The organism is Streptomyces sp. NBC_01471 (assembly GCF_041438865.1).
Classification (GTDB): Bacteria; Actinomycetota; Actinomycetes; order Streptomycetales; family Streptomycetaceae; genus Streptomyces.
Map to the genome: position 1 here is coordinate 2,896,299 of NZ_CP109450.1, position 22,692 is coordinate 2,918,990.

The 22,692-nt window shown below is 70.2% G+C and carries 15 protein-coding genes; 6 read left to right on the forward strand and 9 right to left on the reverse strand.

Annotated features, from left to right (window positions below; all coding sequences use genetic code 11):
• Nucleotides 1–5: 5 nt before the first annotated feature.
• From sucC to OG285_RS12520, 6 genes are all read right to left on the reverse strand, one after another.
• The gene (gene sucC / locus OG285_RS12495) at nt 6–1,184 is read right to left on the reverse strand and encodes an ADP-forming succinate--CoA ligase subunit beta (protein ID WP_266854128.1); all 1,179 of its coding nucleotides are present in this window, start codon (nt 1,182–1,184) and stop codon (nt 6–8) included.
• A gap of 291 nt (nt 1,185–1,475) precedes the next feature.
• Complete coding sequence (locus OG285_RS12500; protein WP_371790983.1) at nt 1,476–1,868, reverse strand: hypothetical protein; 393 nt, start codon at nt 1,866–1,868, stop codon at nt 1,476–1,478.
• Complete coding sequence (locus OG285_RS12505) at nt 1,826–1,996, reverse strand: hypothetical protein (protein WP_371790984.1); 171 nt, start codon at nt 1,994–1,996, stop codon at nt 1,826–1,828. The genes OG285_RS12500 and OG285_RS12505 overlap by 43 nt, the downstream gene beginning before the upstream one ends.
• Before the next feature lie 1,213 nt (nt 1,997–3,209).
• Nucleotides 3,210–4,370: a VWA domain-containing protein gene (locus OG285_RS12510; RefSeq protein ID WP_371790985.1), complete on the reverse strand. Its 1,161-nt coding sequence runs from the start codon at nt 4,368–4,370 to the stop codon at nt 3,210–3,212.
• Nucleotides 4,367–7,153, reverse strand: a complete 2,787-nt coding sequence (locus OG285_RS12515) for a DUF5682 family protein (RefSeq protein WP_371793518.1) — start codon at nt 7,151–7,153, stop codon at nt 4,367–4,369. The genes OG285_RS12510 and OG285_RS12515 overlap by 4 nt, the downstream gene beginning before the upstream one ends.
• A gap of 203 nt (nt 7,154–7,356) precedes the next feature.
• A complete protein-coding gene (locus OG285_RS12520; protein WP_371790986.1) occupies nt 7,357–8,460 on the reverse strand; it encodes an AAA family ATPase in 1,104 nt (367 codons plus the stop codon).
• 118 nt (nt 8,461–8,578) lie between these two features.
• On the opposite strand from OG285_RS12520, the gene OG285_RS12525 reads away from it, so the two are divergent.
• Nucleotides 8,579–9,970, forward strand: a complete 1,392-nt coding sequence (locus OG285_RS12525; protein WP_371790987.1) for an SWIM zinc finger family protein — start codon at nt 8,579–8,581, stop codon at nt 9,968–9,970.
• Between the two features lie 172 nt (nt 9,971–10,142).
• The gene (locus OG285_RS12530) at nt 10,143–11,729 is read left to right on the forward strand and encodes a DUF5691 domain-containing protein (RefSeq protein ID WP_371790988.1); all 1,587 of its coding nucleotides are present in this window, start codon (nt 10,143–10,145) and stop codon (nt 11,727–11,729) included.
• Between the two features lie 376 nt (nt 11,730–12,105).
• Here OG285_RS12530 and OG285_RS12535 read toward each other — a convergent pair whose 3' ends face one another.
• Nucleotides 12,106–12,519, reverse strand: coding sequence for a cobalamin B12-binding domain-containing protein (locus OG285_RS12535; protein ID WP_266854138.1), 414 nt, complete (start codon nt 12,517–12,519; stop codon nt 12,106–12,108).
• 351 nt (nt 12,520–12,870) lie between these two features.
• Between OG285_RS12535 and OG285_RS12540 the strand changes: the two genes are divergently transcribed.
• Together OG285_RS12540 and OG285_RS12545 are read left to right on the forward strand one after the other, a co-directional pair.
• Nucleotides 12,871–13,887 (forward strand): alpha/beta fold hydrolase, encoded by a 1,017-nt coding sequence (locus tag OG285_RS12540; protein ID WP_356828701.1) that lies wholly within the window; start codon nt 12,871–12,873, stop codon nt 13,885–13,887.
• Between the two features lie 266 nt (nt 13,888–14,153).
• Complete coding sequence (locus OG285_RS12545; RefSeq protein WP_371790989.1) at nt 14,154–15,716, forward strand: peptidoglycan DD-metalloendopeptidase family protein; 1,563 nt, start codon at nt 14,154–14,156, stop codon at nt 15,714–15,716.
• Nucleotides 15,717–15,832: 116 nt separating this feature from the next.
• Here OG285_RS12545 and pcrA read toward each other — a convergent pair whose 3' ends face one another.
• Nucleotides 15,833–18,328, reverse strand: coding sequence for a DNA helicase PcrA (gene pcrA, locus OG285_RS12550; protein WP_371790990.1), 2,496 nt, complete (start codon nt 18,326–18,328; stop codon nt 15,833–15,835).
• 492 nt (nt 18,329–18,820) lie between these two features.
• On the opposite strand from pcrA, the gene OG285_RS12555 reads away from it, so the two are divergent.
• The gene (locus tag OG285_RS12555) at nt 18,821–19,984 is read left to right on the forward strand and encodes an NlpC/P60 family protein (RefSeq protein WP_371790991.1); all 1,164 of its coding nucleotides are present in this window, start codon (nt 18,821–18,823) and stop codon (nt 19,982–19,984) included.
• A 446-nt stretch (nt 19,985–20,430) separates the two neighbouring features.
• Nucleotides 20,431–21,921 carry a UDP-N-acetylmuramoyl-L-alanyl-D-glutamate--2,6-diaminopimelate ligase gene (locus OG285_RS12560; RefSeq protein ID WP_371790992.1) on the forward strand — a complete coding sequence of 497 codons (1,491 nt, stop codon included), beginning with the start codon at nt 20,431–20,433 and terminating at the stop codon, nt 21,919–21,921.
• A gap of 125 nt (nt 21,922–22,046) precedes the next feature.
• Here the strand turns inward: OG285_RS12560 and OG285_RS12565 are convergent, their stop codons facing one another.
• Complete coding sequence (locus OG285_RS12565; RefSeq protein WP_356828711.1) at nt 22,047–22,400, reverse strand: hypothetical protein; 354 nt, start codon at nt 22,398–22,400, stop codon at nt 22,047–22,049.
• Nucleotides 22,401–22,692 lie beyond the last annotated feature (292 nt).

Consider the following 22,692-nt stretch of genomic DNA (forward strand, 5'->3'; position numbering starts at 1 on the left):
GTCCCTTACTTCGCAGCCGCGAGCTCGGCGGCCTTGTCGGCCGCGCCATCCATGGTGTCCACACGCTGCACGAGCGGGTGGTTGGCGTCCGACAGGATCTTGCGACCCAGCTCCGCGTTGTTGCCGTCGAGGCGCACGACCAGCGGCTTGGTGACCGCTTCGCCCTTGGACTTGAGGAGCTCAAGTGCCTGGACGATGCCGTTGGCGACCTCGTCGCACGCGGTGATGCCACCGAAGACGTTGACGAACACGGACTTGACGTCCGGGTCGCCGAGGATGATCTCCAGGCCGTTCGCCATGACCTCGGCGGAGGCGCCGCCACCGATGTCGAGGAAGTTGGCGGGCTTCACGTTGCTGTGCTTCTCACCGGCGTACGCGACGACGTCGAGGGTGCTCATGACGAGCCCCGCGCCGTTGCCGATGATGCCGACCTCGCCGTCGAGCTTGACGTAGTTGAGGTTCTTGGCCTTGGCAGCAGCCTCGAGCGGGTTGGCTGCTGCCTTGTCCTCGAGAGCCTCGTGGTCGGGCTGGCGGAAGTCGGCGTTCTCGTCGAGCGAGACCTTGCCGTCAAGGGCCAGGATCCGGCCGTCCTTGGTCTTCACCAGCGGGTTGACCTCGACGAGGAGGGCATCCTCGGCGACGAAGGTGTCCCACAGGGTCACCATGGCCTCGGCGACACCCTCGGCCACGTCGGCCGGGAACTTCGCCTGGGCCACGATCTCGCGGGCCTTGACGATGTCGACGCCGTCGACGGCGTTGACCGGGACCTTCGCGAGAGCCTCGGGGGTCTTCTCCGCGACCTCCTCGATCTCCATGCCGCCCTGCACCGAGGCCATGGCCAGGAAGGTGCGGTTGGTGCGGTCGAGGAGGTACGAGACGTAGTACTCCGCCTCGATCTCCGGGGACAGCTCGGCGATCATCACCTTGTGGACCGTGTGGCCCTTGATGTCCATGCCGAGGATGTCCGTCGCGCGCGCGACGGCCTCGTCCGGGGTCGCGGCCAGCTTCACGCCGCCGGCCTTGCCACGGCCGCCGACCTTCACCTGAGCCTTGACGACGGACTTGCCGCCCATGCTCTCAGTGGCCTTGCGCGCCGCCTCAGGCGTGTCGATGACTTCACCGGCCAGCACCGGTACACCGTGCTTGGCGAAGAGGTCCCTCGCCTGGTACTCGAACAGGTCCACGCGCGTCCGTCTCCCTTTGCTTTAAATCGTCGTCGCAGTAGTGATCGCGGTTACTTGTCTGCGTGGGCGTGCCGCGAAGGGCAACGTGACTGCGCTGTCACTAGGGAGGCGTAGACGGTGTCCGAGTACGCGGCATGTCCGTCTCGCAGGTTATCCCCGTGGGCGCCGGGTCCCTAAATCGCGGATCACACCTGCGCGGTGATTACGGTCACAACTCACCTGTCCGGACCGGGCGGCCCCTCTGGCCCGGGGAACCGCCCGGTGAGCTGTACCGACGCGCTCAGGGAGCGGTCAGGAGAGCGGCGAAGCGCCCGTGAGGAGCGTGCCCGCCACACCCCCGGAGGTGACCGATTCCACAGCGGCCGAAGCATCGGCCGAAGCAGCGGACGAGGCACTGGACGAGGCGGCGGAGACAGCGTGTCCGACGGTCGGACGTGCGTGCCGGCGCACGGTGGCGCCGAGCCCCTGGGCCAGGGGCTTCACCTGGGCGGTCACTCCGTGAACGGACGGCTCCGCCGCCGAGACGACACCGTGCGCGGTCGGTCGCACCTGCGAGTCCACGCCCTGCGCGGTCGGCTGGACGTCGGAGACCACATCGCCCGCGACCTGGCCGACCACCATCGGTGCCGCCGCGCCGTGGATCATGAGGCCGTGGGCCGTGAGGTCGTGGACCGCACGTCCCATGCTGTGACGTCGTAGAGGGTGACGTCGTGGAGGACGTCGTGGGCTGTTCCGATGGCAACGGTGGCCTGGCCGACGGCCTGGGAGTAGCCGGGAAGCTGCTCGATCGGACCGAAGAGGTAGTCGATCACGTCAACAGCGTCGGCTCCGCCGATCCCGCCGGCGGACGGGATGGGGGGAGGTGGAGAGAACACCGGACGTCGCCGGAATCTGGTGCTGAATCCAGTGCTCGGCCCGGTGCGGAGCCGCTTGCTCGACCTGGTGCCGGACCTGGTGCTCCACCTGATGATTCGACGGTCCGGAAACCGGCGGTCTCCGGCTGGCGGGCAGACCTGCACCACCCCCGCGCAGCAGCGCGAACCGTGCACCGCCACCGTCGACGGGTGCCGCGCAGGGCACACCGCTGCCGGATCCGGACCCCTCAGCGGTCCTTCTGCCGGGGCCGGTCATGCCATCGGGGGTCTCGGGCCCGCATGGCTGCCGTCCCGTCAGGTACACGCAACGCGCTCCGGAATCAGCCTTCCTCACCTCGCGGTACGTGGACCCCGCCGCCGCCCGGCTCCGCACCGGTTCCGGGCCCACCACGGACTGCCCGGCCCCGGACCGCTGAACTACGGCAACCACACGGTGGTGGCCACCGGCCCGCTCCGCAGCCTTCCGCCCAGAAGCCGTGTGGGCCGACGGCTCCGGAAGAGTGGACACCGGTGGGCGCTTCCCCCCCTCCGCACCGGTACGGCGGACTCCAGGTTCCGCGCCAAGTGCCGGACCGGCCGGACAACCGGCTTGCTGATCCGCCCCACGTCAGCCACGGACACGGACGCCGCCACTCGGGAGGAAGCCGTACGCGTAGCCGGAGCCGCGGCCTTGACCGGGACCCGGATCCTGTACCGGAGCCTCGCGAGTATGCCCATCGGCGCGCGCCTGATTACCGGTCTGAACACCACCGGCCCGACCACCAGACACAGTTGCCCCGGCCGGTACCAGGTGCGCGGTCGCCCCTGGCAGGTCGGCCGCGTGTGCCTGGCCCCCGTGCAGGAGGACAAGTACCAGCAGGCCGCCGAGAAACAGCAGCATCTGGACCGAGCGCCGTCCCGTCACCCCGCGCACAGCGTGCGGGTGGCAGTAAGCGGAGCAGCGGCGGAAGTCAGGATGAGGAACGGCCTTCACTTGTGCAGACGGGCGTGTGTCGGACGTGCGTGTGTCGGACGTGCGTGGACGTACGTGTCAGTGCGTTCTCGTTCAGGCGCGTCCTTACAGCCGGGACAGCCCGAACAGCCGGAACGTCCCCCTCCACGGGGACGGAATGATGTTTGCACGAGCATCAGGTGGTGGCGCAGGCCCCTGTTACTGATGCACCGCCATGTCCGGTATCGGCAAGGGACTTCGCTCAATCGCCGCCGCCATGACGTCCGGGAAGAGATCGGGCGTACAGGCGAACGCGGGTGCTCCGAGCGCGGCCAGGGCCTCCGCGTGGGCGTGGTCGTACGCGGGCGCTCCCTCGTCGGACAGGGCGAGCAGCGTGACGAACTGGGTGCCCGCCGCCTTCATCGCCGCGACGCGCTTCAGCATTTCGTCCCGTATCCCTCCCTCGTAGAGATCGCTGATCAGGACGACGACCGTGTCGTTCGGCCGGGTGATCTGCGACTGGCAGTAGGCAAGTGCCCGGTTGATGTCGGTACCGCCGCCGAGTTGGGTACCGAAGAGGACATCCACCGGATCATCGAGCTGTTCCGTCAGATCGACAACGGCCGTGTCGAAGACGATGAGGCGGGTGGAGATGGAGCGCATCGAGGCGAGAACCGCCCCGAACACCGACGCGTAGACCACCGAGGCGGCCATCGAACCCGACTGATCGATGCAGAGTATGACGTCCTTCTTCACCGACTGAGCGGCGTGACCGTAGCCGATGAGCCGCTCCGGAACGACCGTGCCGTATTCCGGCAGATAGTTCTTCAGGTTGGCCCGGATGGTGCGGTCCCAGTCGATGTCCCGGTGACGCGGCCTGCTGATCCTCGCGGAACGGTCCAGAGCCCCGGAGACGGTGGCCCGCGTCCTCGTCGCGAGCCGCTTCTCCAGTTCCTCGACCACCTTGCGGACCACGGCCCGGGCCGTCTCCCTGGTCGTGTCGGGCATCGCCTTGTTGAGCGAGAGCAGTGTCCCGACCAGGTGCACGTCCGCCTCGACGGCCTCCAGCATTTCCGGCTCCAGCAACAGCGCCGACAGACCGATCCGTTCGATCGCGTCGCGCTGCATCACCTGGACCACGGAGCTCGGAAAGTACGTACGGATGTCACCCAGCCAGCGCGCGACGGACGGCGCGGACGCCCCGAGCCCCGCCGACCGGTCACCACCGCGCCCGGCTCCTTTCTTCCCGCTGCCGTACAGCGCACTGAGCGTCCCGTCCATCGCTGCGTCCCGGTCGCCGAGCGAGACGCCGGTGCTCTCTGCCGCATCGCCCCCGAGGACGAGCCGCCAGCGCCGCAGCCGTTCATCCACCGCGTTCATCCGCCTGCCCCCATCAGATCGTCGACGTCCGCGCTCTCAACGCCCCGCCCGCCGTTCCCCAGCCCCACCTCACCGCAACCGCAACCACTCCCCCGGCCGCAACCGCCGTCGCATACGCCGTCTCTTGCACCGCCGCCACAACTGCCGTCGCTGACACCGCCGTCCGGCCCGTCGGCACGGGGCGGCCCAGCAGACCCCGACTGCCCGCACTCGCCCAGGCCATCGGCACCAGATTCACGCCCGCGCAGGCCGACCCCACCGAACCCGCGCCCGTCCCCGGCATCACCACCGGGCCCGCCACCCCCACGATCGCTCCCATCGCCCCTGCCCCACCCGTCCGCCGGGCCGTCAGCGGATCCGCCGCTCCCGAGGAGCAGCCTCAGCACCGGCAGGACCGCGTCGGCACCCTCTGCGTCGAGCCCGGCCCCGAATCCAGGCGCAGGCTCCTCAGCCCGGCCTGGCCTCCCGCCGGCAACACCACTCGCCCCGCCCTCACCGGCCGCACTTGTGCGCCTGACCAGCTCGCCGAGGGTGCGGCGTACCCCTGGTTCGTACGCCGAGAACGTACGGCGCAGCAACGGCAACACGTCGGTGAACGCATCCGGCGCCACACCCGCCAGCCACGCGTCGACCAGCCCGAGCAACCGCTCGTCGTGCACCAGGAGCGTCCCCGCCCCGGAAGCCCCGCCGACGAAGCCCTCGATCCAGGCGGCCGCGTCGGCGGGCAGTGCACCCGGCGACAGGGCGAGGCTCATGAGCCGTGCTGTCTCGCCCTCGGCGAGCCGTCCGTCATCGAGCAGGAGCCGGACGGCCCGCCCACGTATCAGCCCGGCGACGGAGTCCCGTCCGGACAGTCTGCGCAGCGCCTCGGTCCACCGCTCATGCAGTCCTACGGTGTCCGGCAGCAGTGCCACCGCGGTGTGCACTCCCTCCAGATGGCCCCGCATCTCATGCGCGCCGTCCGCGTCCAGTCCCGTACAGGCCGGCGGCAGGCCGACACAGATCCGCTCGGCCAGGCCCACGGCGACCTCGCCGAGCGCCGCCGTGCCGGTGGAGCGCACATCGCCGTACCGCAGCGAACGGGCCAGCGCGGGCAGTGCGCCTGCGAGATGGCCGACGTCGGTGTCGAGTGCGGCGCGATCGGCGAGAGCCCGCATCACCACGGGGAGCGCATCGGGCAGTTCGGCCAGCAGGCACTGCTCAGCGAGTGCGGTGACGGAGGCGAGCGCGGTGGCGGACACGGCCTCCGACTCGGCTCTGGCGGTGGCGGCGGAGAGCACGGTCGTCCCCCACATCCCGGCCTCCGCGACCCGCAGGGCAAGCTCCGGCTCCCAGCTGAGCCGCCAGCTCTCCCGGAAGGTGCCCGTACTCACCCGGCCCCGACCGGGCTCACCCCACCCGACCCCGAGAAGCCGCAACCGGTGCAGCAGCCGCGACCGTGCGGCGTCGGTCTCCTTGCGCAGGTCGAGGTCCAGATCCCGTTCCACGGCTTCCGGCCGCAGCCGCAGCGTGCGCTGGGCCCGGGTCAGATCACGCTGGAGCGGCACGGCAGGGGCGGCGTCCGGCACCTCTCCGAGCACCTCGCCGACGACAAGCCGGTCCTGGACGAGCATGAGCGGTACGTCGGAGCCTTCGCACATCACCGCCCGCACGGCATCGGTCGTCTCCGTCAGCCCGGGCAGCGGGCGCCCGCGCAGGGCGGCCAGCGTCGCCGCGAGCCTCACTGCTTCGATGACATGGGCGGAGGAGACCATCCGGTCCTCGTCCCGCAGCAGCCGCGCGACCTTGGTCATCCAGCGTTCGACAGGGCGGTCTTCGGCACTGAACAGGTGCCCGTACCAGCCGGGGGACTCGATACCGGCGCCGTATCCGCTGTACCGGGCGAGCCTCCGGTGTGTCCAGGGCACCCAGGTCATCTCGGCCTTCACCTTGGGCAGCGACTTGAGCAGGGCGCGGTCGGCCGCGACGGTGGTCTTCACGGCCAGGGCAGGGACGTGCCAGGCGCCGCAGACAACCGCCACCGGGCCGTCGAACTCCTTCCGGGCCGAACGAAGCTGGATCCGCATGTAGGCCTCACGGACCCGGTCCCGGGGAAAGCCTGCGTCGCCGTATGTCTCGCGCAGAGCCGCCATGGCGTCGGAGAGTGCGGCGAATGGCGCGAGGGGGTTCGTCACCGAGACGGAACCACCGGGAACGCCGGAGCCGCCGGAGCCGCCGGAGCCACGGTGCTCCACGACGTCCTCCCACCAGCGCTCGGCGTCGTCGTACCCGGCGGTTTCGGCCAGGACGCCGATCGGGTCGATCCGCACCGCAGCAGAGGCGTCCCGGGCTTCGCTTTCAGCGGGGACGCCGGTGCCGGGCCCCCTGCCGTCCTGTTCAACCCCGCCGGGCCCACTGTCACCGCCGCATTCAGCCTCGCCCTCCGCTCCCTCCCCGGATACCTCAGGGAATCGCTCCGCAGGGTCCTCATCGGCCATGGCAAGAGAGTGCGCCGCAGGCAGATCGATGAATCGGACCGGCACCCCATGGCGCTGCGCCCAGCGGATCGCCACCCACTCCGGAGAGAACTCCGCGAGTGGCCAGAATGCCGCCCGGCCCGGATCGCCCACCACATGGGCGAGCAGCGCGACCGGTGGCCTCATCTGCGCGTCGGCTGCGAGCGGTAGCAAGGCATCGCCCTCGGGTGGCCCCTCGATCAGCACCGCATCGGGCACCACGGCGTCCAGCGCGGCCAGCACCGCGCGGGCCGAGCCGGGACCGTGGTGCCGGACGCCGAGCAGCAGCGGGTCGGCCGCCGACGCAGAGTGCGTGGCCGGTGCGGACGGTGTGGCATGCGCCGGGGTGACGCCCTCCCCGGCGGGGGCGGGCCGGCCAGTTGGTACGCACTGACCGGTTCGGACGAACTGGCCGGCTGAGGCGGGCCGGCCGGCTGGGACGGGCTGCCGCACCGAGGACACCTCGGATACGGAACAGGCCGTGTATCCGGTCATACCGAAACCTCCCGGCAGGCCCGGTAGAAGTCCTTCCAGCCGTCCCGTTCCCGCACCACGGTCTCCAGATACTCCTGCCAGATCACCCGGTCGGCCGCCGGATCGCGGACGACCGCGCCCAGCAGGCCGGCGGCGACGTCGGCCGACCGGAGCACCCCGTCGCCGAAGTGCGCTGCGAGGGCGAGCCCGTTGGTGACGACGGAGATCGCCTCGGCGGTGGAGAGCGTGCCCGAAGGGGACTTGACCTTGGTCCGCCCGTCGGTGGTGACCCCGCCGCGCAACTCACGGAAGACGGTCACCACCCGGCGGATCTCGTCCATGCCTTCGGGCGCGGCGGGGAGATCGAGCGAACGGCCGATCTGATCGACGCGCCGGGAGACGATGTCGACCTCCGCATCGGCGGAGGAAGGCAGTGGCAGAACCACAGTGTTGAAGCGCCGGCGCAGCGCACTGGACAGCTCATTGACCCCGCGGTCACGGTCGTTGGCCGTGGCGATCAGATTGAATCCGCGAACCGCCTGCGTCTCCTGGCCCAGCTCGGGAATGGGCAGCGTCTTCTCGGAGAGGATCGTGATCAGGGTGTCCTGCACGTCGGCGGGGATCCGGGTCAGTTCCTCCACCCGCGCGGTCATGCCGTCCGCCATGGCCCGCATGACGGGGCTGGGCACCAGGGCGTCACGGCTGGGCCCGCGGGCCAGCAACTGTGCGTAGTTCCAGCCGTATCTGATCGCTTCCTCGGGTGTCCCGGCCGTGCCCTGGACGAGCAGGGTGGAGTCGCCGCTCACGGCCGCCGCGAGGTGTTCGGAGACCCAGGTCTTGGCGGTGCCGGGAACACCGAGCAGAAGCAGCGCACGGTCGGTCGCGAGGGTGGTGACGGCGACTTCGACGATGCGGCGCGGTCCGACGTATTTGGGGGTGATCACCGTGCCGTCGGGCAGCGTGCCGCCCTGGAGGTAGGTGGCCACGGCCCACGGCGAGAGCTTCCAGCGCTCGGGGCGCGGACGGTCGTCCGCAGCGGCAAGTGCCGTGAGCTCGTGGGCGAATGCGTCCTCGGCGTGCGGCCTCAGAACCTCTGCACCGGTGTTCTCGGACGTGGTCATGGATCCCCCTCCAGATCGCTCGGCCGGATGTGGTTCCCACCGTGCACCATGCCACTGACAATCGACCGTCTTCGCAGCTCAGAGCCGATTGTCAGTGGCAGCACCTACCTTCGGAGCCATGAATCAGCAGGGGGTTGGGCAGGGGGCCGAGCAGGGGGTGCGCTGGTCTGCGGACCAGGTGCTGGCACTGGCCCCTGACGCAGCGTCACGCAAGGCGGGGAGCAGGCTCGGGGGCTCGTCCGGGTCATGGTCGGAAGGGGGGTGGTCGGGCGGGTTCGGCGCCGTGTGGGGGCTGTGCAGCGGAAGCGGCAGCAAGCCGTACCGGACTGTCGTCGACACCGCGAGGGTGGCCTACAAGTGCAGTTGTCCCAGCCGGAAGTTCCCGTGCAAGCACGCGATGGGTCTGCTGCTGCTCTGGGCGGCCGCGGACGAGGCAGTGAAGGAAACACCGGCGCCACCGGAGTGGGCCGCCGAGTGGCTCGAAGGCCGCCGGGCCATTCGGCCCGAGGCCCGTTCCCCGGCCGGTCCGGGTTCCGGCTCCGGGAAGACGGCGGATCCGGAAGCGGCCGGACGGCGGGCGGCACGCCGGGCCGAGCGGGTCACCGCGGGCGCCACGGAGCTGGAACAGCGCCTCGATGACCTGCTGCGGAGTGGACTGGCCGGGGCGGAGCAGTCGGGGTACGCGCTGTGGGAGGAGACCGCTGCCCGCATGGTCGACGCACAGGCTCCTGGACTGGCTTCCCGGGTGCGGGAGTTGGGGGCCATACCGTCGTCCGGCCAGGGATGGCCGGCCCGGCTGCTGGAGGAGTGCGCGATGCTGCACCTGCTGGACAGGGCCTGGCTCGGCCGTGAGCGGTTGCCGGAGGCACTGGCAACAACGGTCCGTAGCCGTGTGGGCCTGCCCGTATCAGCCGAGGGCCCGCCGGTCCGGGACAGGTGGTTGGTCCTCTCGCAGCAGGACTCCGCAGAGGGGAAACTCACCACCCGCCGCATCTGGTTGTACGGGAGCAGATCGGGGCGCACCGCACAGCTGCTGGACTTCGGCGCGGCGGGCCGAGCGCCGGAGACGGCTCTGCCCGTGGGGCGGACGCTGGATGCGGACCTGATGCCGTATCCGGGGTCCGGTCAGCTACGGGCCGCGCTGGGCGAGCGGTTCGGCCCTCCGGAACGATCGGACGGCCCGCCGGAGGGGATATCAACCGGCGCCGCCCTCAGTGCGTACGGGCAGGCCCTGCGCGCCGACCCGTGGCTCGGTTCCTGGCCGGCGACCCTGTCCTCCGTCATACCGGTGCCCGGTGCCGGCGGAGGCAGCGGCTGGCAACTGGCCGACGCCGAGGGAGGTTCCGCCCTGCCCATCACGCCGGACGCGTCGGCCAGGACCGGACTGTGGAGGCTCACCGCGCTCTCCGGTGGGAGCCCGGTCACCGTATTCGGTGAGTGCGGGCACCGGGGGTTCACCCCGCTCACGGCTTGGACGCCGGGCGGGACCGAAGCCGTGCCGCTGACCTGACCAGGTCAGACCTGGCCCGGCCCGAGCAGATCTGGCCTGGCCTGGCCTGAGCAGACCTGGCCTGGCCCGGCCTGAGCAGACCTGGCTGGCCCCGGGGATGCTGCCCAAGGCAATCCCACCACGCTCACCTCCACCTTTACGCTCACGCATTTCTCGCTCACGGAGGGAACCTATGACCAGCACCCGCACCACTGCCTGGGAAGAGCTCGTCACCTCGGCTCTGCTCGGTACCGACCGCAGGCCGGCGCCGGCCGGAGACCTGCCACTCCTGGACGCGGCCGCCCTGCACACCGTGCGGCGCAGGGCAGGGCTGCTTCCCGCTGCCGCAGCAGTGCCACCCTCTCCGGCTCCGGATGATCCCCGGCCCGAGCCGCCCGAGCCGGCCAGGCGAAGGCTGGCTCAATTGCTGGCCGACCGGTCCGGGCCTCCGGGCTCCGGCGGACGGCGCGGCGCGGCACCCGATCTCACCGAACTTCTGCCCCAGTGGCTGGCGGCAGCTCTCCGGCATGGCTACCGGGCGCCGGCCTCGCAGCTGGACGCACTGCTCGACGCGGCGCGGGCGCGTACGGATCTGCGGCCGCAGGCACTCGCGTTCGCCGGGGCGCGCGGATTGTGGCTCGCCCGGCTCAACCCTGCGTGGAAGTTCGCACTGCGGAGCACGCCGGGCGGTACGGCACTGCCCGCTTCCATGGAAGGCGTCCAGAGCCTCTGGGAGGAAGGCCTCTTCGCCGAACGCGTGGCACTCCTCACCGCCGTACGGGCAGCTGCGCCGGCAACCGGGATCGATCTGCTCGCCACCACGTGGTCGACGGAGCGGGCCGAGGACCGCCTGATGTTCCTCGACTCGTTGCGCACCGGACTGACCGATGGGGACGAGCCCTTCCTGGAACGGGCCCTGGCCGACCGGAGCCGCAATGTCCGCTCCACCGCGGCCGAACTGCTCTCCGCGCTGCCCACGTCCGCGCTGGCCGGGCGGATGGCCGTCCGCGCGATGACGTGCGTCAGTCTGGACCTGTCCGAGGACCAGGTGCGGATATCGGTCGAAGCGCCGCACGAGTGCGATGCGGCGATGCAGCGCGACGGAGTATCCGCGGTGCCACCGGCCGGACGGGGCGAGCGGTCCTGGTGGCTGGGCCAGCTCGTGGAAGCGGCTCCGCTCGGGGTCTGGACCGGCAGGCTGAGGGGCTGCACGCCCGACCGGATCGTCGCGCTGCCGGTGGCGGACGGCTGGGGCGAGGAACTGCACTCCGCGTGGTGCCGGGCCGCGGTGCGGCAGCAGGACACCGAATGGTCGCGCGCACTACTCTCGGGCCCCGGCACGACGTCCCTCGCCGAGCGCGCCAAGTTGCTGGCCGCACTGCCGGAGGACGAACGGGCCCGCTGGGTAGCCGAGTTCATCGCCGGGAATGGCTTGTCGGAGGCGTTCCAGCTGCTGGCCATATGCGACGTCCCCTGGGCAGAGCCACTGGGCCGGGCCGTGGTGGACGCTCTGGAGATCGCGCGGGATGCGGGCAGCTACCCCTGGAGCTTCAGCGGCGTCATGGGACTGGCCGAACGGTGCCTGGACCCCGCGGAAGCACCACGCATCGAGGTCCTCACCGCGATACCGGACGAAACGGAGGGGGCGTCGCCGGGGGCGGGAGGCTACTGGGCGGAGGCATTCCAGCGGCTGGTGTCTACGTTGAGGCTACGGGCGGCGATGGCCGCAGAACTGGCGGACGAGTCGGACTGGGGAGAGGCAGTGGAACAGCCGGCGTGATGCGGAGCAACCGGTTCACCAACGGCCCCGCAGGTGTACAGCCCGGATATGCCGTTGCTTGTTGCGCGCTCCCCGCAACAAGCAACGACACAACACGCAACGGCACAACACGCAATGGCGCAGCACGCGACGACATGGCAAGCAACAACGCAGCGCACAAGCGCACGGCTGCAACCCCAGCCCGGCGCAGCCGCCAAACACCGTGCACCGGGCAGGCCTTGTGGCTACGGGGGGCCGTTGGCATTGCGGAGCCAGTAAACAGGCGGGCTGCCAGTAGAGAGGAGAGCCAGTAGGCAGGCCGGTGAGGTGGGATGACCACGAGGCGAGCGGACAAGAGGCGGGGCGACCGGGAAGCGGGGAGCCGGCCGTAGGCCCGTCAGGCGCCCGCGGGCTGGCGTACGTTCGCGTGGACCCAGTCCACGATGGATGTCGTGGTAGCACCCGGGGTGAAGATCTCAGCGACGCCCAGTTGCTTCAGCGGTGCGATGTCCGCCTCCGGGATGATCCCGCCGCCGAAGACCTTGATGTCCTCCGCGTCGCGCTCCTTCAACAGCTCAAGCACCTTCGCGAAGAGCGTGTTGTGGGCACCGGACAGGATGGAGAGGCCGATCGCGTCGGCGTCCTCCTGAATGGCCGTACCCACGATCTGTTCGGGCGTCTGGTGGAGGCCGGTGTAGATGACCTCCATACCAGCATCCCGCAGCGCACGCGCGATGACCTTCGCCCCGCGATCGTGCCCGTCGAGACCCGGCTTGGCGACCACTACGCGGATCGGACCGACCACACCCATCACTGCCTCCATGCACGATGCGAACGAACGTGAACGAACGTTATCCACAGCATCCCGCAACCAGCCGTTTCGCGGTGGCCGGGGAGGGGGAAATCACACATGGGACACATTCACTACGCGTCATACCCTGCGCCGGGCCGGAAATCCGGATGCCGGCTCCACGCAAGGGGTACCAGGGTGCCGCGTGACGGGAGCCGCAGGCGAGAGCGCCGCATCACCCGTACCATCGGCTGCACGGTGGATGGCACGGAAGCTGACATGTCGGTGATGTCGGCCAGGGACTCTTCCGTGGCACCCATGAGTGCGTGTGGGGACAAAGTCGCCCCCGTACGCCGTTCGGGAGGTCGCCCCATGAAGGTGCTGCCGGATTTCCTCTCCCCCCAATGGCTGCTGCACCAGCTCCAGCTCTCCTCCGTGCCGCTGCGCGCCACAGCCCTCGACCTCGCGATCCTGGCCGGGCATATGCTCCTGTACCCGTCCGGCATCGCGGACGAGCGTCGGATCGACGTACCACTGGACGCACCGCCCGGCGGGCTCGTGGGCGGGCGAAGCACCGCCGGACACACGTCGACCGGCCCCTCGGGGCCGCCGGTCGGCGGGACCCTCGGCACGCCCCTCCAGAACCCGCGCGGGCGGTCACTCGGGCACCCGCGCGCCGGAGAGCCCACGGTCGAGCACCTTCCCTCGCCCGAGTCGCCCGGCTCACCCGACCCTGCCGACCCGGGGCACCGTCCCGTCGTGCTGCTCCACGGCTTCGTGGACAACCGCTCCGTCTTCGTCCTGCTGCGCCGTTCCCTCCTGCGGCACGGGTGGCAGCATCCGGAGTCGCTCAACTACTCGCTGCTGACCTGCGACATCCGCGCGGCGGCCGAGCTGCTGGGACACCACATCGAGGAGATCTGCGCCCGTACGGGGCACGAGGACGTCGACATCGTCGGACACAGCCTCGGTGGCCTGATCGCCCGGTACTACGTACAGCGACTGGGCGGTGACAGACGGGTGCGCACGCTCGTCACGCTCGGCACTCCGCACGAGGGAACCCAGATCGCTCAATTGATGAGCGCCCATCCACTCGTACGGCAGATGCTGCCCCGTTCGGACGTGATCGAGGAATTGCGCAGGCCCGCACCCGGCTGCCGCACCCGGTTCGTGAGTTTCTGGAGCGAACTCGACCATCTGATGATCCCGGTCGAGGCCGGCCGTATCGACCATCCCGACCTGATCACGACGAATGTCAGAGTCAGCGGCATCGGGCACCTCGCTCTCCCGGTCCATCCGGCCGTGGCCGCCGCCATCAGGCAGGCACTCGACTCCTCCGGCGAGGCGGCGTCCGCCGATTCCCGGGAAAGTGTCCTCTCGGTCGCCTGATCCGTGGCCGGAAAACGTGCGAATGAACGACCGGAAGAAAGGGAAGTGAGACCGCCCGAAAGGAGCCCGCACGTCGAACGCTTCCCGAACGCCGGGCCAAGGCTGCGTACATAGCCCCTCGAAAGACCGCCGAATGCCCGTTTCCCACGCGTCCGATACCTGCCGAAGATTGTCGCCGCCGCGTACCGCCGGGTACAGTCGCGCCACTGCTTCCACCGGGGGTGCCCCCGACGCAGGGCCCTGCTGCCGAGGCGAGAGAGACGTTGGTGAACGACCAGCAAACCCACGCCGGGTACGTCGGATACGACGATTACTCCTCCGGCAGCCCCACCGGTACTTTTGCCGTCGACCCGCTCTTCGGCGATATGCCGGGCGGGTACCCGTCCGGACCGCACGCGGCCCACCAGGCAGGACACAGCGGGGAGTACGACGCCACTCAGTGGGACACCGGCGCTCACCAGACTCTCGGAAATGACGGGGCCTACCAGCCCACCGGCCAGTGGCCGGTTCAGCCGCAGGCACAGGCACAGGCACAGGCACAGAGTTACGGCTACCCGGCTCAGACCGCCGCTGGTCATGACACGGCCGGGCACGACACGACGGGCCAGTGGGACGCCGGCGCCTGGAACGCGAACACCAACACCGGGACATGCGCGGGCCAGTTCGAGAATGCCGACGCCACCCAGCAGTGGCTCGCACAGTCCGATGACGCCGCCCCGTACGACACCGGCGCATACGACACCGGCGCGTACAGCACCGATACGTACAGCACCGGGACCTACAACACCGGTGCGTACGGCGCCGACACAGGCGACCACGACGCCACTGCCCGGAACTCCACCGGAGAGGCGTCTGAGGCGACTCCTCACGCCACGCAGCAGTTCGCCGCCATCGATCTTCCGGGCAACCTCGCGGCAGGCGACGCGGACGTCAAGGGGACGGAACACACCGCCGAATTCGCGGCGTTCACCGAGTCAGGCGGACCGGGCGAATCCGGCGGACCCGGTGAGTTCGGTCAGGGCCCCGTTCCCACCGCACCGCACCTTGATGCCCCCCTCTCCGCCGCGCGCCGCGCAGCGGGTGGCCGGGGTGGCCGTCGGCGTACGCCCGCCAAGCGTTCCGCGCTGCTGACCATCGCCGTCCCCTCCGTCTGTGTGATGGGCGTGGCCGGAGTCGCCGCTGCGACCGTCGGGGGAATCGGGGAGAGCGGCAAGGACAGCGGCACGGCCACCCAGGCTGCCGCCGACCCGTCGTCCGTCAAGCCGGTGGCCGCCAACAGCAAGCTGGACAGCCAGCTCGCCGACCTCAGTCACGAGGCCGACGACTTCGCCGACCGCGCCAGCCGTACGCAGGAACGCCTCGATCTGAAGCAGCGGCAGGCCACGGCGAAGAAGAAGGCCGAGGAGGAAGCCGCGCGCAAGGAGGCGGCCCGGCCGAAGTTCGTCCTGCCGGTGACACAGAAGGGGCTCAGCGCCTACTTCGGCCAGGCCGGGGTCAACTGGATGTCCGTGCACACCGGTATCGACTTTCCCGTCTCCTACGGAACGCCCGTCATGGCCGCGACTGACGGCACTGTCCGTACGCAGTGGAACAGCGCCTACGGGAACATGGCCATGGTCACGTCGCCCGACGGCACCGAGACCTGGTACTGCCACCTCAGCAGCACCAAGATCCGCTCGGGCCCCGTCAAGGCGGGCGACGTCATCGCCTACTCCGGGAACTCCGGGAACTCGACCGGGCCGCACATGCACTTCGAGGTACGGCCCCACAGCGGCGCGGCGATCGACCCGCTGCCGTGGCTCCGCAGCCACGGCCTCGACCCGACGTAAGACGCGCCGGCCAGGCATGACCGGCGCGACTGAACCGGCCTCACCTGAGGCGCCCCGCCGGAGGGCCCCGGCGAGGCGTCCCGCGTGAACCGCCCCGGCGGGCCCGGCCGTACCGCCTAGAGCTTCTCGACCGGTGCGTAGCGCAGCAGCAGCTTCTTCGGGCGCTCGTCGCCGAAGTCCACCGTGACCTGGGCGTCCGCGCCCGACCCCGTCACCTGCATGACGGTTCCCAGGCCGAACTGGTCGTGCGTGACCCGGTCCCCGACATTCAGCGTGATCACCGGCTTGTCACCGGCCCGCCGCGTCGCGAATCCCGAAGCCCCACCGGAGCCCGCACGCGAACGCGACGAGGACAGCGAGGACGACAGCGACGAGGTGATCCCCGACGTCGGGCCCGCCGGGGCGGCCATCGCGCCCAGGCGCTTCCACTCCAGATGCTGGGCGGGGATCTCCTCAAGGAAGCGCGACGCCGGGTTGTAGGAAGGCTGGCCCCACGCGCTGCGCAGCGTCGAGCGCGTCAGGTACAGCCGCTCGCGGGCGCGCGTGATCCCCACGTACGCCAGCCGCCGCTCCTCCTCCAGTTCCTTGACCTGCCCGAGCGCGCGCATGTGCGGGAAGACGCCGTCCTCCATGCCGGTCAGGAACACCACGGGGAATTCGAGCCCCTTGGCCGTATGGAGCGTCATCAGAGTGATGACACCTGAGCCGTCCTCGTCCTCGTCGGGGATCTGGTCCGAGTCCGCGACCAGGGCGACCTTCTCCAGGAACTCGGCGAGCGTGCCCGTACCCTCCTCGTCGCTACGCTCCTGCTCGAACTCCAGGGCGACGGCGGCGAGTTCCTGAAGGTTCTCGATCCGGGTCTCGTCCTGCGGGTCCGTGGATGCCTGCAACTCGGCCAGATAACCGGTCCGTTCGAAGACGGCCTCCAGCACCACGGCGGGCCCGGCGCCCGACTCGACGATGGTGCGGAGCTCCTCCATCAGGACGTTGAACCGCTTCACGGCGTTGGCCGAGCGCGCCGCCATGCCGTACGCCTCGTCCACCCGGCGCAGCGCCTGCGGGAAGCTGACCTTCTCCCGCTGCGCGAGTGCGTCGATCATCGCCTCCGCACGGTCGCCGATACCGCGCTTGGGCACGTTGAGGATGCGGCGGAGCGGAACGGTGTCCTCGGGATTGGCCAGGACGCGCAGATAGGCCAGCACGTCGCGGACCTCCTTGCGCTCGTAGAACCGCACCCCGCCGACGACCTTGTACGGAAGACCGACCCGGATGAAGATCTCCTCGAAGACACGGGACTGCGCGTTCGTCCGGTAGAAGACGGCGACGTCACCGGCCTTCGCATCGCCCGCGTCGGTCAGCCGGTCGATCTCCTCGGCGATGAACTGCGCCTCGTCGTGCTCGGTGTCCGCGACATAGCCGATGATCTTCGCGCCCTCGCCGGCCTCGGTCCAGAGGTTCTTGGCGCGGCGATTCTCGTTGCGCTCGATGACCGCGTTGGCCGCGGAGAGGATCGTCTGGGTGGAGCGGTAGTTCTGCTCCAGGAGGATCGTGGTCGCGTCCGGGTAGTCCTCCTCGAACTGGAGGATGTTGCGGATCGTGGCCCCGCGGAACGCGTAGATGGACTGGTCCGCGTCACCGACGACACACAGTTCGCCCGGCGCCTTGCCCTCACCCGACGGGCCGACCAGTTCGCGTACCAGGGTGTACTGGGCGTGGTTGGTGTCCTGGTACTCGTCGACCAGGACGTGCCGGAAGCGCATCCGGTAGTGCTCGGCGACGTCCGGGAAGGCCTGGAGCAGGTGGACCGTCGTCATGATGATGTCGTCGAAGTCCAGCGCGTTGGCCTCGCGCAGCCGTGCCTGGTAGAGCGCGTACGCCTCGGCGAGGGTCTTCTCGAATCCGTCAGCGGCCTGCCCGGCGAAGGTCTCCTCGTCGATCAGCTCGTTCTTCAGGTTCGAGATCTTGGCGTTGAAGGACTTCGGCGGGAACTTCTTCGGGTCGAGGTCCAGATCACGGCAGACCAGGGCCATCAGGCGCTTGGAGTCGGCGGCGTCGTAGATCGAGAACGACGAGGTGAATCCGAGCTTCTTCGACTCGCGGCGCAGGATCCGCACGCACGCGCTGTGGAAGGTCATGACCCACATCGCCTGGGCGCGCGGGCCGACCAGCTCCTCGACGCGCTCCTTCATCTCGCCCGCGGCCTTGTTGGTGAAGGTGATCGCGAGGATCTGGCCGGGGTGCACCCCGCGCGAGCCGAGCAGATGCCCGATCCGGTGGGTCAGCACCCGGGTCTTGCCGGATCCGGCACCGGCCACGATGAGCAGCGGGGAACCGGCGTGCACGACAGCCGCGCGCTGCTCGGCGTTCAGACCTTCGAGCAGCGCGGCGGGGTCCACGGCGGGGCGCGGGGCGCCGTCCCGGTAGTACCCGTCGCGCCTGGGCGGCTCCCCCTCCGTCGCGGGCCACGCACCGGCGAACAGGTCGTGCGAAACCTCCTCCGGGGGGTGCCCCCCTCCGGCGTGGCCGCCGGCGGAGTCCTCGGCGGGCGGCGGGGGCTCTTCCTCCGGGGGCTGGAGGTTCGCCAGGAAGCTGTCGTCAAAGAGGCTGCTCATCGTCTACCGAGTCTAGGCCGAGCCAGTGACAGCCCGGGGCCGGACGTCCGACCGTCCCGCCCATCGGCGGGGCGAGTACGGAGCGACCGGGGCGGGCGTGGACCGGCCCAGGCAGGCACAGAGCGACCCGGGCGGCACGGAGCAACCGGGGCGGGCACGGGTCGGCCACCGGCAAGGTCACGAACATGTATCGGGCATATCGAACATCAGTCTTCCCACCCGTCACAGGAGTTGGCTATCTTGCTCGCTCAGGACCGCACGTACCCCCCTCGGCGAACCGCGCCGGAGCGAGTGGTCCGCGCCGAGTCTTTTCTGCCGTACGCCGGGTCCGTTCTGCCGTACTACGTGCGACGCGACGTGTGACGTACGACGCGCGGCAGGTGGAGCCGGGGACACCAAGCACCACCGGAGCGAATCGGTCCGCACCACCCAGCATGTCCCCACGGACCGTAGGGCTGACCCGGCAGGCGGTCCACGGAAGGAATTGCTGTCTTGGCAACGCACCGCAAACCGCGTTCCCGCGTACGCAGTACCGCTCCCGCCATCGGCATCACCACCGCGGCCCTCGCTTCGGTCTCGCTGTTCGCCCAGAGCGCCGGTGCCGCGCCGGCCCCCACCGTGAAGCCGAAGCCGAAGCAGAGCATCGAAGCGGTGCAGAAGAAGGTCGACGGGCTCTACCGCCAGGCCGGAACCGCCACCCAGCAGTACAACCAGGCCGAAGAGGCCACCACCACGCAGCGCAAGACGGTCGACGCCCTCCTCGACCAGGTCGCCGAGCGCACCGCGAAACTGAACGACTCCCGCCGCACCCTCGGCAACTACGCCGCGGCCCAGTACCGCGAAGGCACCCTCTCCACCACCGCCGCCCTGCTCCTCGCCGACAACCCGCAGTCGTACTTCGACCAGGACCAGCTGATGAAGCGGCTCGGCGACCGGCAGGAGAAGGCCGTCGCCGACTACGAGACACAGCAGCGGTCGGCGGCCAGGAAGCGCGGCGAGGCGGCACGCAGCCTGGAGGGTCTGACCGAGGCCCAGGCGGCGCTGAAGACGAGCAAGCAGTCCGTCCAGTCGAAGCTCGGCGAGGCGCGCGGCCTGCTCTCGAAGCTGACGGCCGAGGACAAGGCACGGCTCGCCGCGCTGGAGAAGAAGAAGGAAGCCGAGGCCAGGCGCAAGGCGGGGAAGCTGGCGCGGGAGCAGGCCGCGCTGGAGAAGAAGCGCAAGGCGACGGAGAAGGCACAGGGCGGCGACAGCGGCGGCACCGGTGCAGGCCGCGGCACCGGTACGGGCTCCGGCTCCGGTAAGTCGTCGAGCAAGGCCGCCGCGGCTCTCGCGTTCGCCCGCGCCCAGCTCGGCAAGCCGTACGTCTGGGGTGCCACCGGGCCCAGCTCCTACGACTGTTCGGGTCTCACCCAGGCCGCCTGGAAAGCCGCGGGCGTCAACCTCCCGCGGACCACCTGGGACCAGGTGAAGACCGGCACCCGGGTCGGGACGAAGAATCTGCGCCCCGGTGATCTGGTGTTCTTCTACGACGACATCAGCCACGTGGGGATGTACATCGGCAACGGGATGATGATCCACGCCCCGAAGCCCGGCGCGTATGTGCGCGAGGAGTCGATCTACTACATGCCGATCTACGGCAGCGTGCGGCCCGGATAACAGCAGGTCAGCGGTCAGTTCAGCGGGGCCGGAGCGGATCGGCTCCGGTCCGTCCCCGCAGGGCCGGGCACTCCGGGCGCGTACACTCTCCGTATGGGACATACACATGCGGTGACGGAGAGCCCGGTCCGGGCCCCTCGCCCGCCGGGTCCCGTCGCCCCCCGGGCGCGCTGCCGTGCGCTGCACGGCCACGGCTAGCAACCTTCCCGACGGGCCCACGCGTCCGCTCCACCCGCCTCCCCCTTCCCGCCCGGCCGACCCGCCCGCAGGAAGTGGCTCCACGGCGGGCCCCGCGCACCCCTGCCCCCTCCTGAGCCACTGCGATGGGCTCCCGCACCGCACACCCCCGCACTCCCCCCACTACTCCCTGCGGCCCACGCCCCCCGCGTACCGCCGGTGTCGCTTCCGGCGACCCCGGCGGGCCGGCCGCACCCGAGAGGACCCCTGTGAAGTTGAGCGAGTTGCTGGCCGGGCACGACCACGAAGTACTTCTGGGCGATCCGGAGACGAGAGTCACCGCGGGAGCATGCTTCGACGCCCACCGCGTCTCGCCGGGTTCGCTCTTCATCGCGGTGCCCGGGCACCGCGAGGGCGGCCCCGGGGCGGTCGGATCCGCGCTGGCGCGCGGCGCCGTGGCGGTGCTCGTCGAGGGGCCCGCGCCCGGGCTGCCCGCAGCGGTGTGGCCCTCGGCGGAGGGCGCCTGCGTCGTACGGGTGGCCGATACCCGTCAGGCCGCCGCGCTGATCACCTCGCGCTACTACGGGGAGCCCGGCCGGGCGATGGACATGGTGGCCGTCACCGGCACCAACGGGAAGACGTCCGTCTCGTACATGGTGGAGTCCGTGCTGCGGATCGCCGAGGGCGCGAAGGTGGGCGTGATCGGGACGGGCGGGAACCGGATCGGGGACGAGCTGATCCCGATGCCGCGCTCGGTACTGACCACTCCGGAGTCACCGGACTTCCAGTATCTGCTGGGGCACATGCGCGACCACGAAGTGGGCACCGTGGTCCTGGAGGCCACCTCGATGGGCCTGCTGAACCACCGGATCGACCATTCCTTCATCGACGTGGGCATCTTCACCAACCTCACCCAGGACCACCTGGACGACCACGGCACGATGGAGCACTACCGGGACGCCAAACTCCGGCTCTTCGGAGGGCTCTGCCGTCGCGCGGTGGTGAACGCGGACGACCCGGTGGGCGCGCTGATTCCGGCGATGATGCCGGGGCTGGTCCGTACGTACGCCCTAGACGCCGACGCGGACTACCGGGCGACCGACCTGGACATGGACGCCTTCGGTACGCGGTTCACGCTCCACCACGACGGGCGCAAGTATCCGGCCGCGATCCCCGTGCCCGGCAGGTTCTCGGTCGCCAACGCACTGGCCACCCTGGCCGCCTGCCACCTGCTGGGTCATGACCTGGCGGGTCTGGTGGCGGCGCTCGACCGGATGCCCCCGGTCCCAGGGCGGCTGGAACGGTTCGAGGCCCCGCAGGGCGCGTCCGTGATCGTGGACTACGCGCACTCGCCCGACTCCCTGGACAAGGTGCTCGCCGCCATCAGGGACTTCGCCGCCGCCCGGGTCATCACGGTCTTCGGCTGCGGCGGTGACCGGGACGTCACCAAGCGCGCCCGGATGGGCGAGATCGCCGGAGCCCACTCCGATCTGTGCGTGCTCACATCGGACAACCCCCGTGACGAGGACCCCGAGGCGATCATGGACCAGATCGTGCCGGGGCTGACGGCCACCGGCACCCCGTTCGAGCGGATCGCCGACCGCCGTGACGCCATCGCCTTCGCCCTGTCCGCCGCCGGTCCGGCCGACATCGTGCTGGTCGCGGGGAAGGGCAGCGAGCCGTACCAGATCGTGGGCGACCGGCTGATCCCGTTCAGCGACATGGCGACGGTGCGCGAGCTGTCAGCCGTGGCGGGGTAGGGCGTACCCGGGACAGGCGCGGCCCGTCAGCCGGACCGGATCTGATCCGGCCGGGCGGGGCCGGATCCGGCCGGATCAGGTCAGGCCCGCTCAGGCCAGATCCGCTCAGGCCAGGTCAGGTCAGGTCAGGTCCACAGCACCGCGATGAAGATGTTGACGACCGTGAGTCCGCCGACCGCCCCGAAGAGGCCCTTGTCGATGCGCTCGTCGTCGCGCTTCACATAGACGAGTCCCAGGATCACCACCAGGATCGCCAGCTTGATCCCGATCTTGATGGTGTTGATGGTGTTCCCGTCGGCCTGGTTCAGGCCGACCAGTGCCACGCCGGTCACCAGCATCGTCAGCGCGCCGTGCAGCATCGCCGGGCCGAACCGGGCCTCGCCCGTGCGCATCGCCTTCATCTGTGTCAGGAAACCGCCGAGCAGCGCGGCGATACCGATGATGTGCAGGCCGACGAAGGCATTGATGAGTACGTCCATGGGATTCGACCTTAGCCATCGCCCTCCGGGCCACCGTCACCGGTAGTCCCACAGTGGCCCCACAGAACCAGTCCCATCCGGTCATCGCCGACCGTATAAGGCAAAGCAGTGGCCAGATTCGACCACTATGTCCCATGAGGTCTCGTTCCCATAACCCCAGGTTTAGCGTTCTTACCCAGATGACCGGCTCCCCACCGCCGTCCCGTAACCGGGCCGCCGTCGGTCATCACCGCCGAGAGATCCGGCGGCGGCCCGCTCCCCCTGTGCGGGCCGCCGCCGGACACGTATCCGC

Excerpts from the sequence above, each read along its gene's own strand:
- OG285_RS12500 (WP_371790983.1), bottom strand. The coding sequence starts at position 1,868 with ATGGGACGTGCGGTCCACGACCTCACGGCCCACGGCCTCATGATCCAC.
- OG285_RS12510 (WP_371790985.1), bottom strand. The coding sequence starts at position 4,370 with ATGAACGCGGTGGATGAACGGCTGCGGCGCTGGCGGCTCGTCCTCGGG.
- OG285_RS12520 (WP_371790986.1), bottom strand. The coding sequence starts at position 8,460 with ATGACCACGTCCGAGAACACCGGTGCAGAGGTTCTGAGGCCGCACGCC.
- OG285_RS12525 (WP_371790987.1), top strand. The coding sequence starts at position 8,579 with ATGAATCAGCAGGGGGTTGGGCAGGGGGCCGAGCAGGGGGTGCGCTGG.
- OG285_RS12530 (WP_371790988.1), top strand. The coding sequence starts at position 10,143 with ATGACCAGCACCCGCACCACTGCCTGGGAAGAGCTCGTCACCTCGGCT.
- OG285_RS12535 (WP_266854138.1), bottom strand. The coding sequence starts at position 12,519 with ATGGGTGTGGTCGGTCCGATCCGCGTAGTGGTCGCCAAGCCGGGTCTC.
- OG285_RS12540 (WP_356828701.1), top strand. The coding sequence starts at position 12,871 with ATGAAGGTGCTGCCGGATTTCCTCTCCCCCCAATGGCTGCTGCACCAG.
- pcrA (WP_371790990.1), bottom strand. The coding sequence starts at position 18,328 with ATGAGCAGCCTCTTTGACGACAGCTTCCTGGCGAACCTCCAGCCCCCG.
- OG285_RS12565 (WP_356828711.1), bottom strand. The coding sequence starts at position 22,400 with ATGGACGTACTCATCAATGCCTTCGTCGGCCTGCACATCATCGGTATC.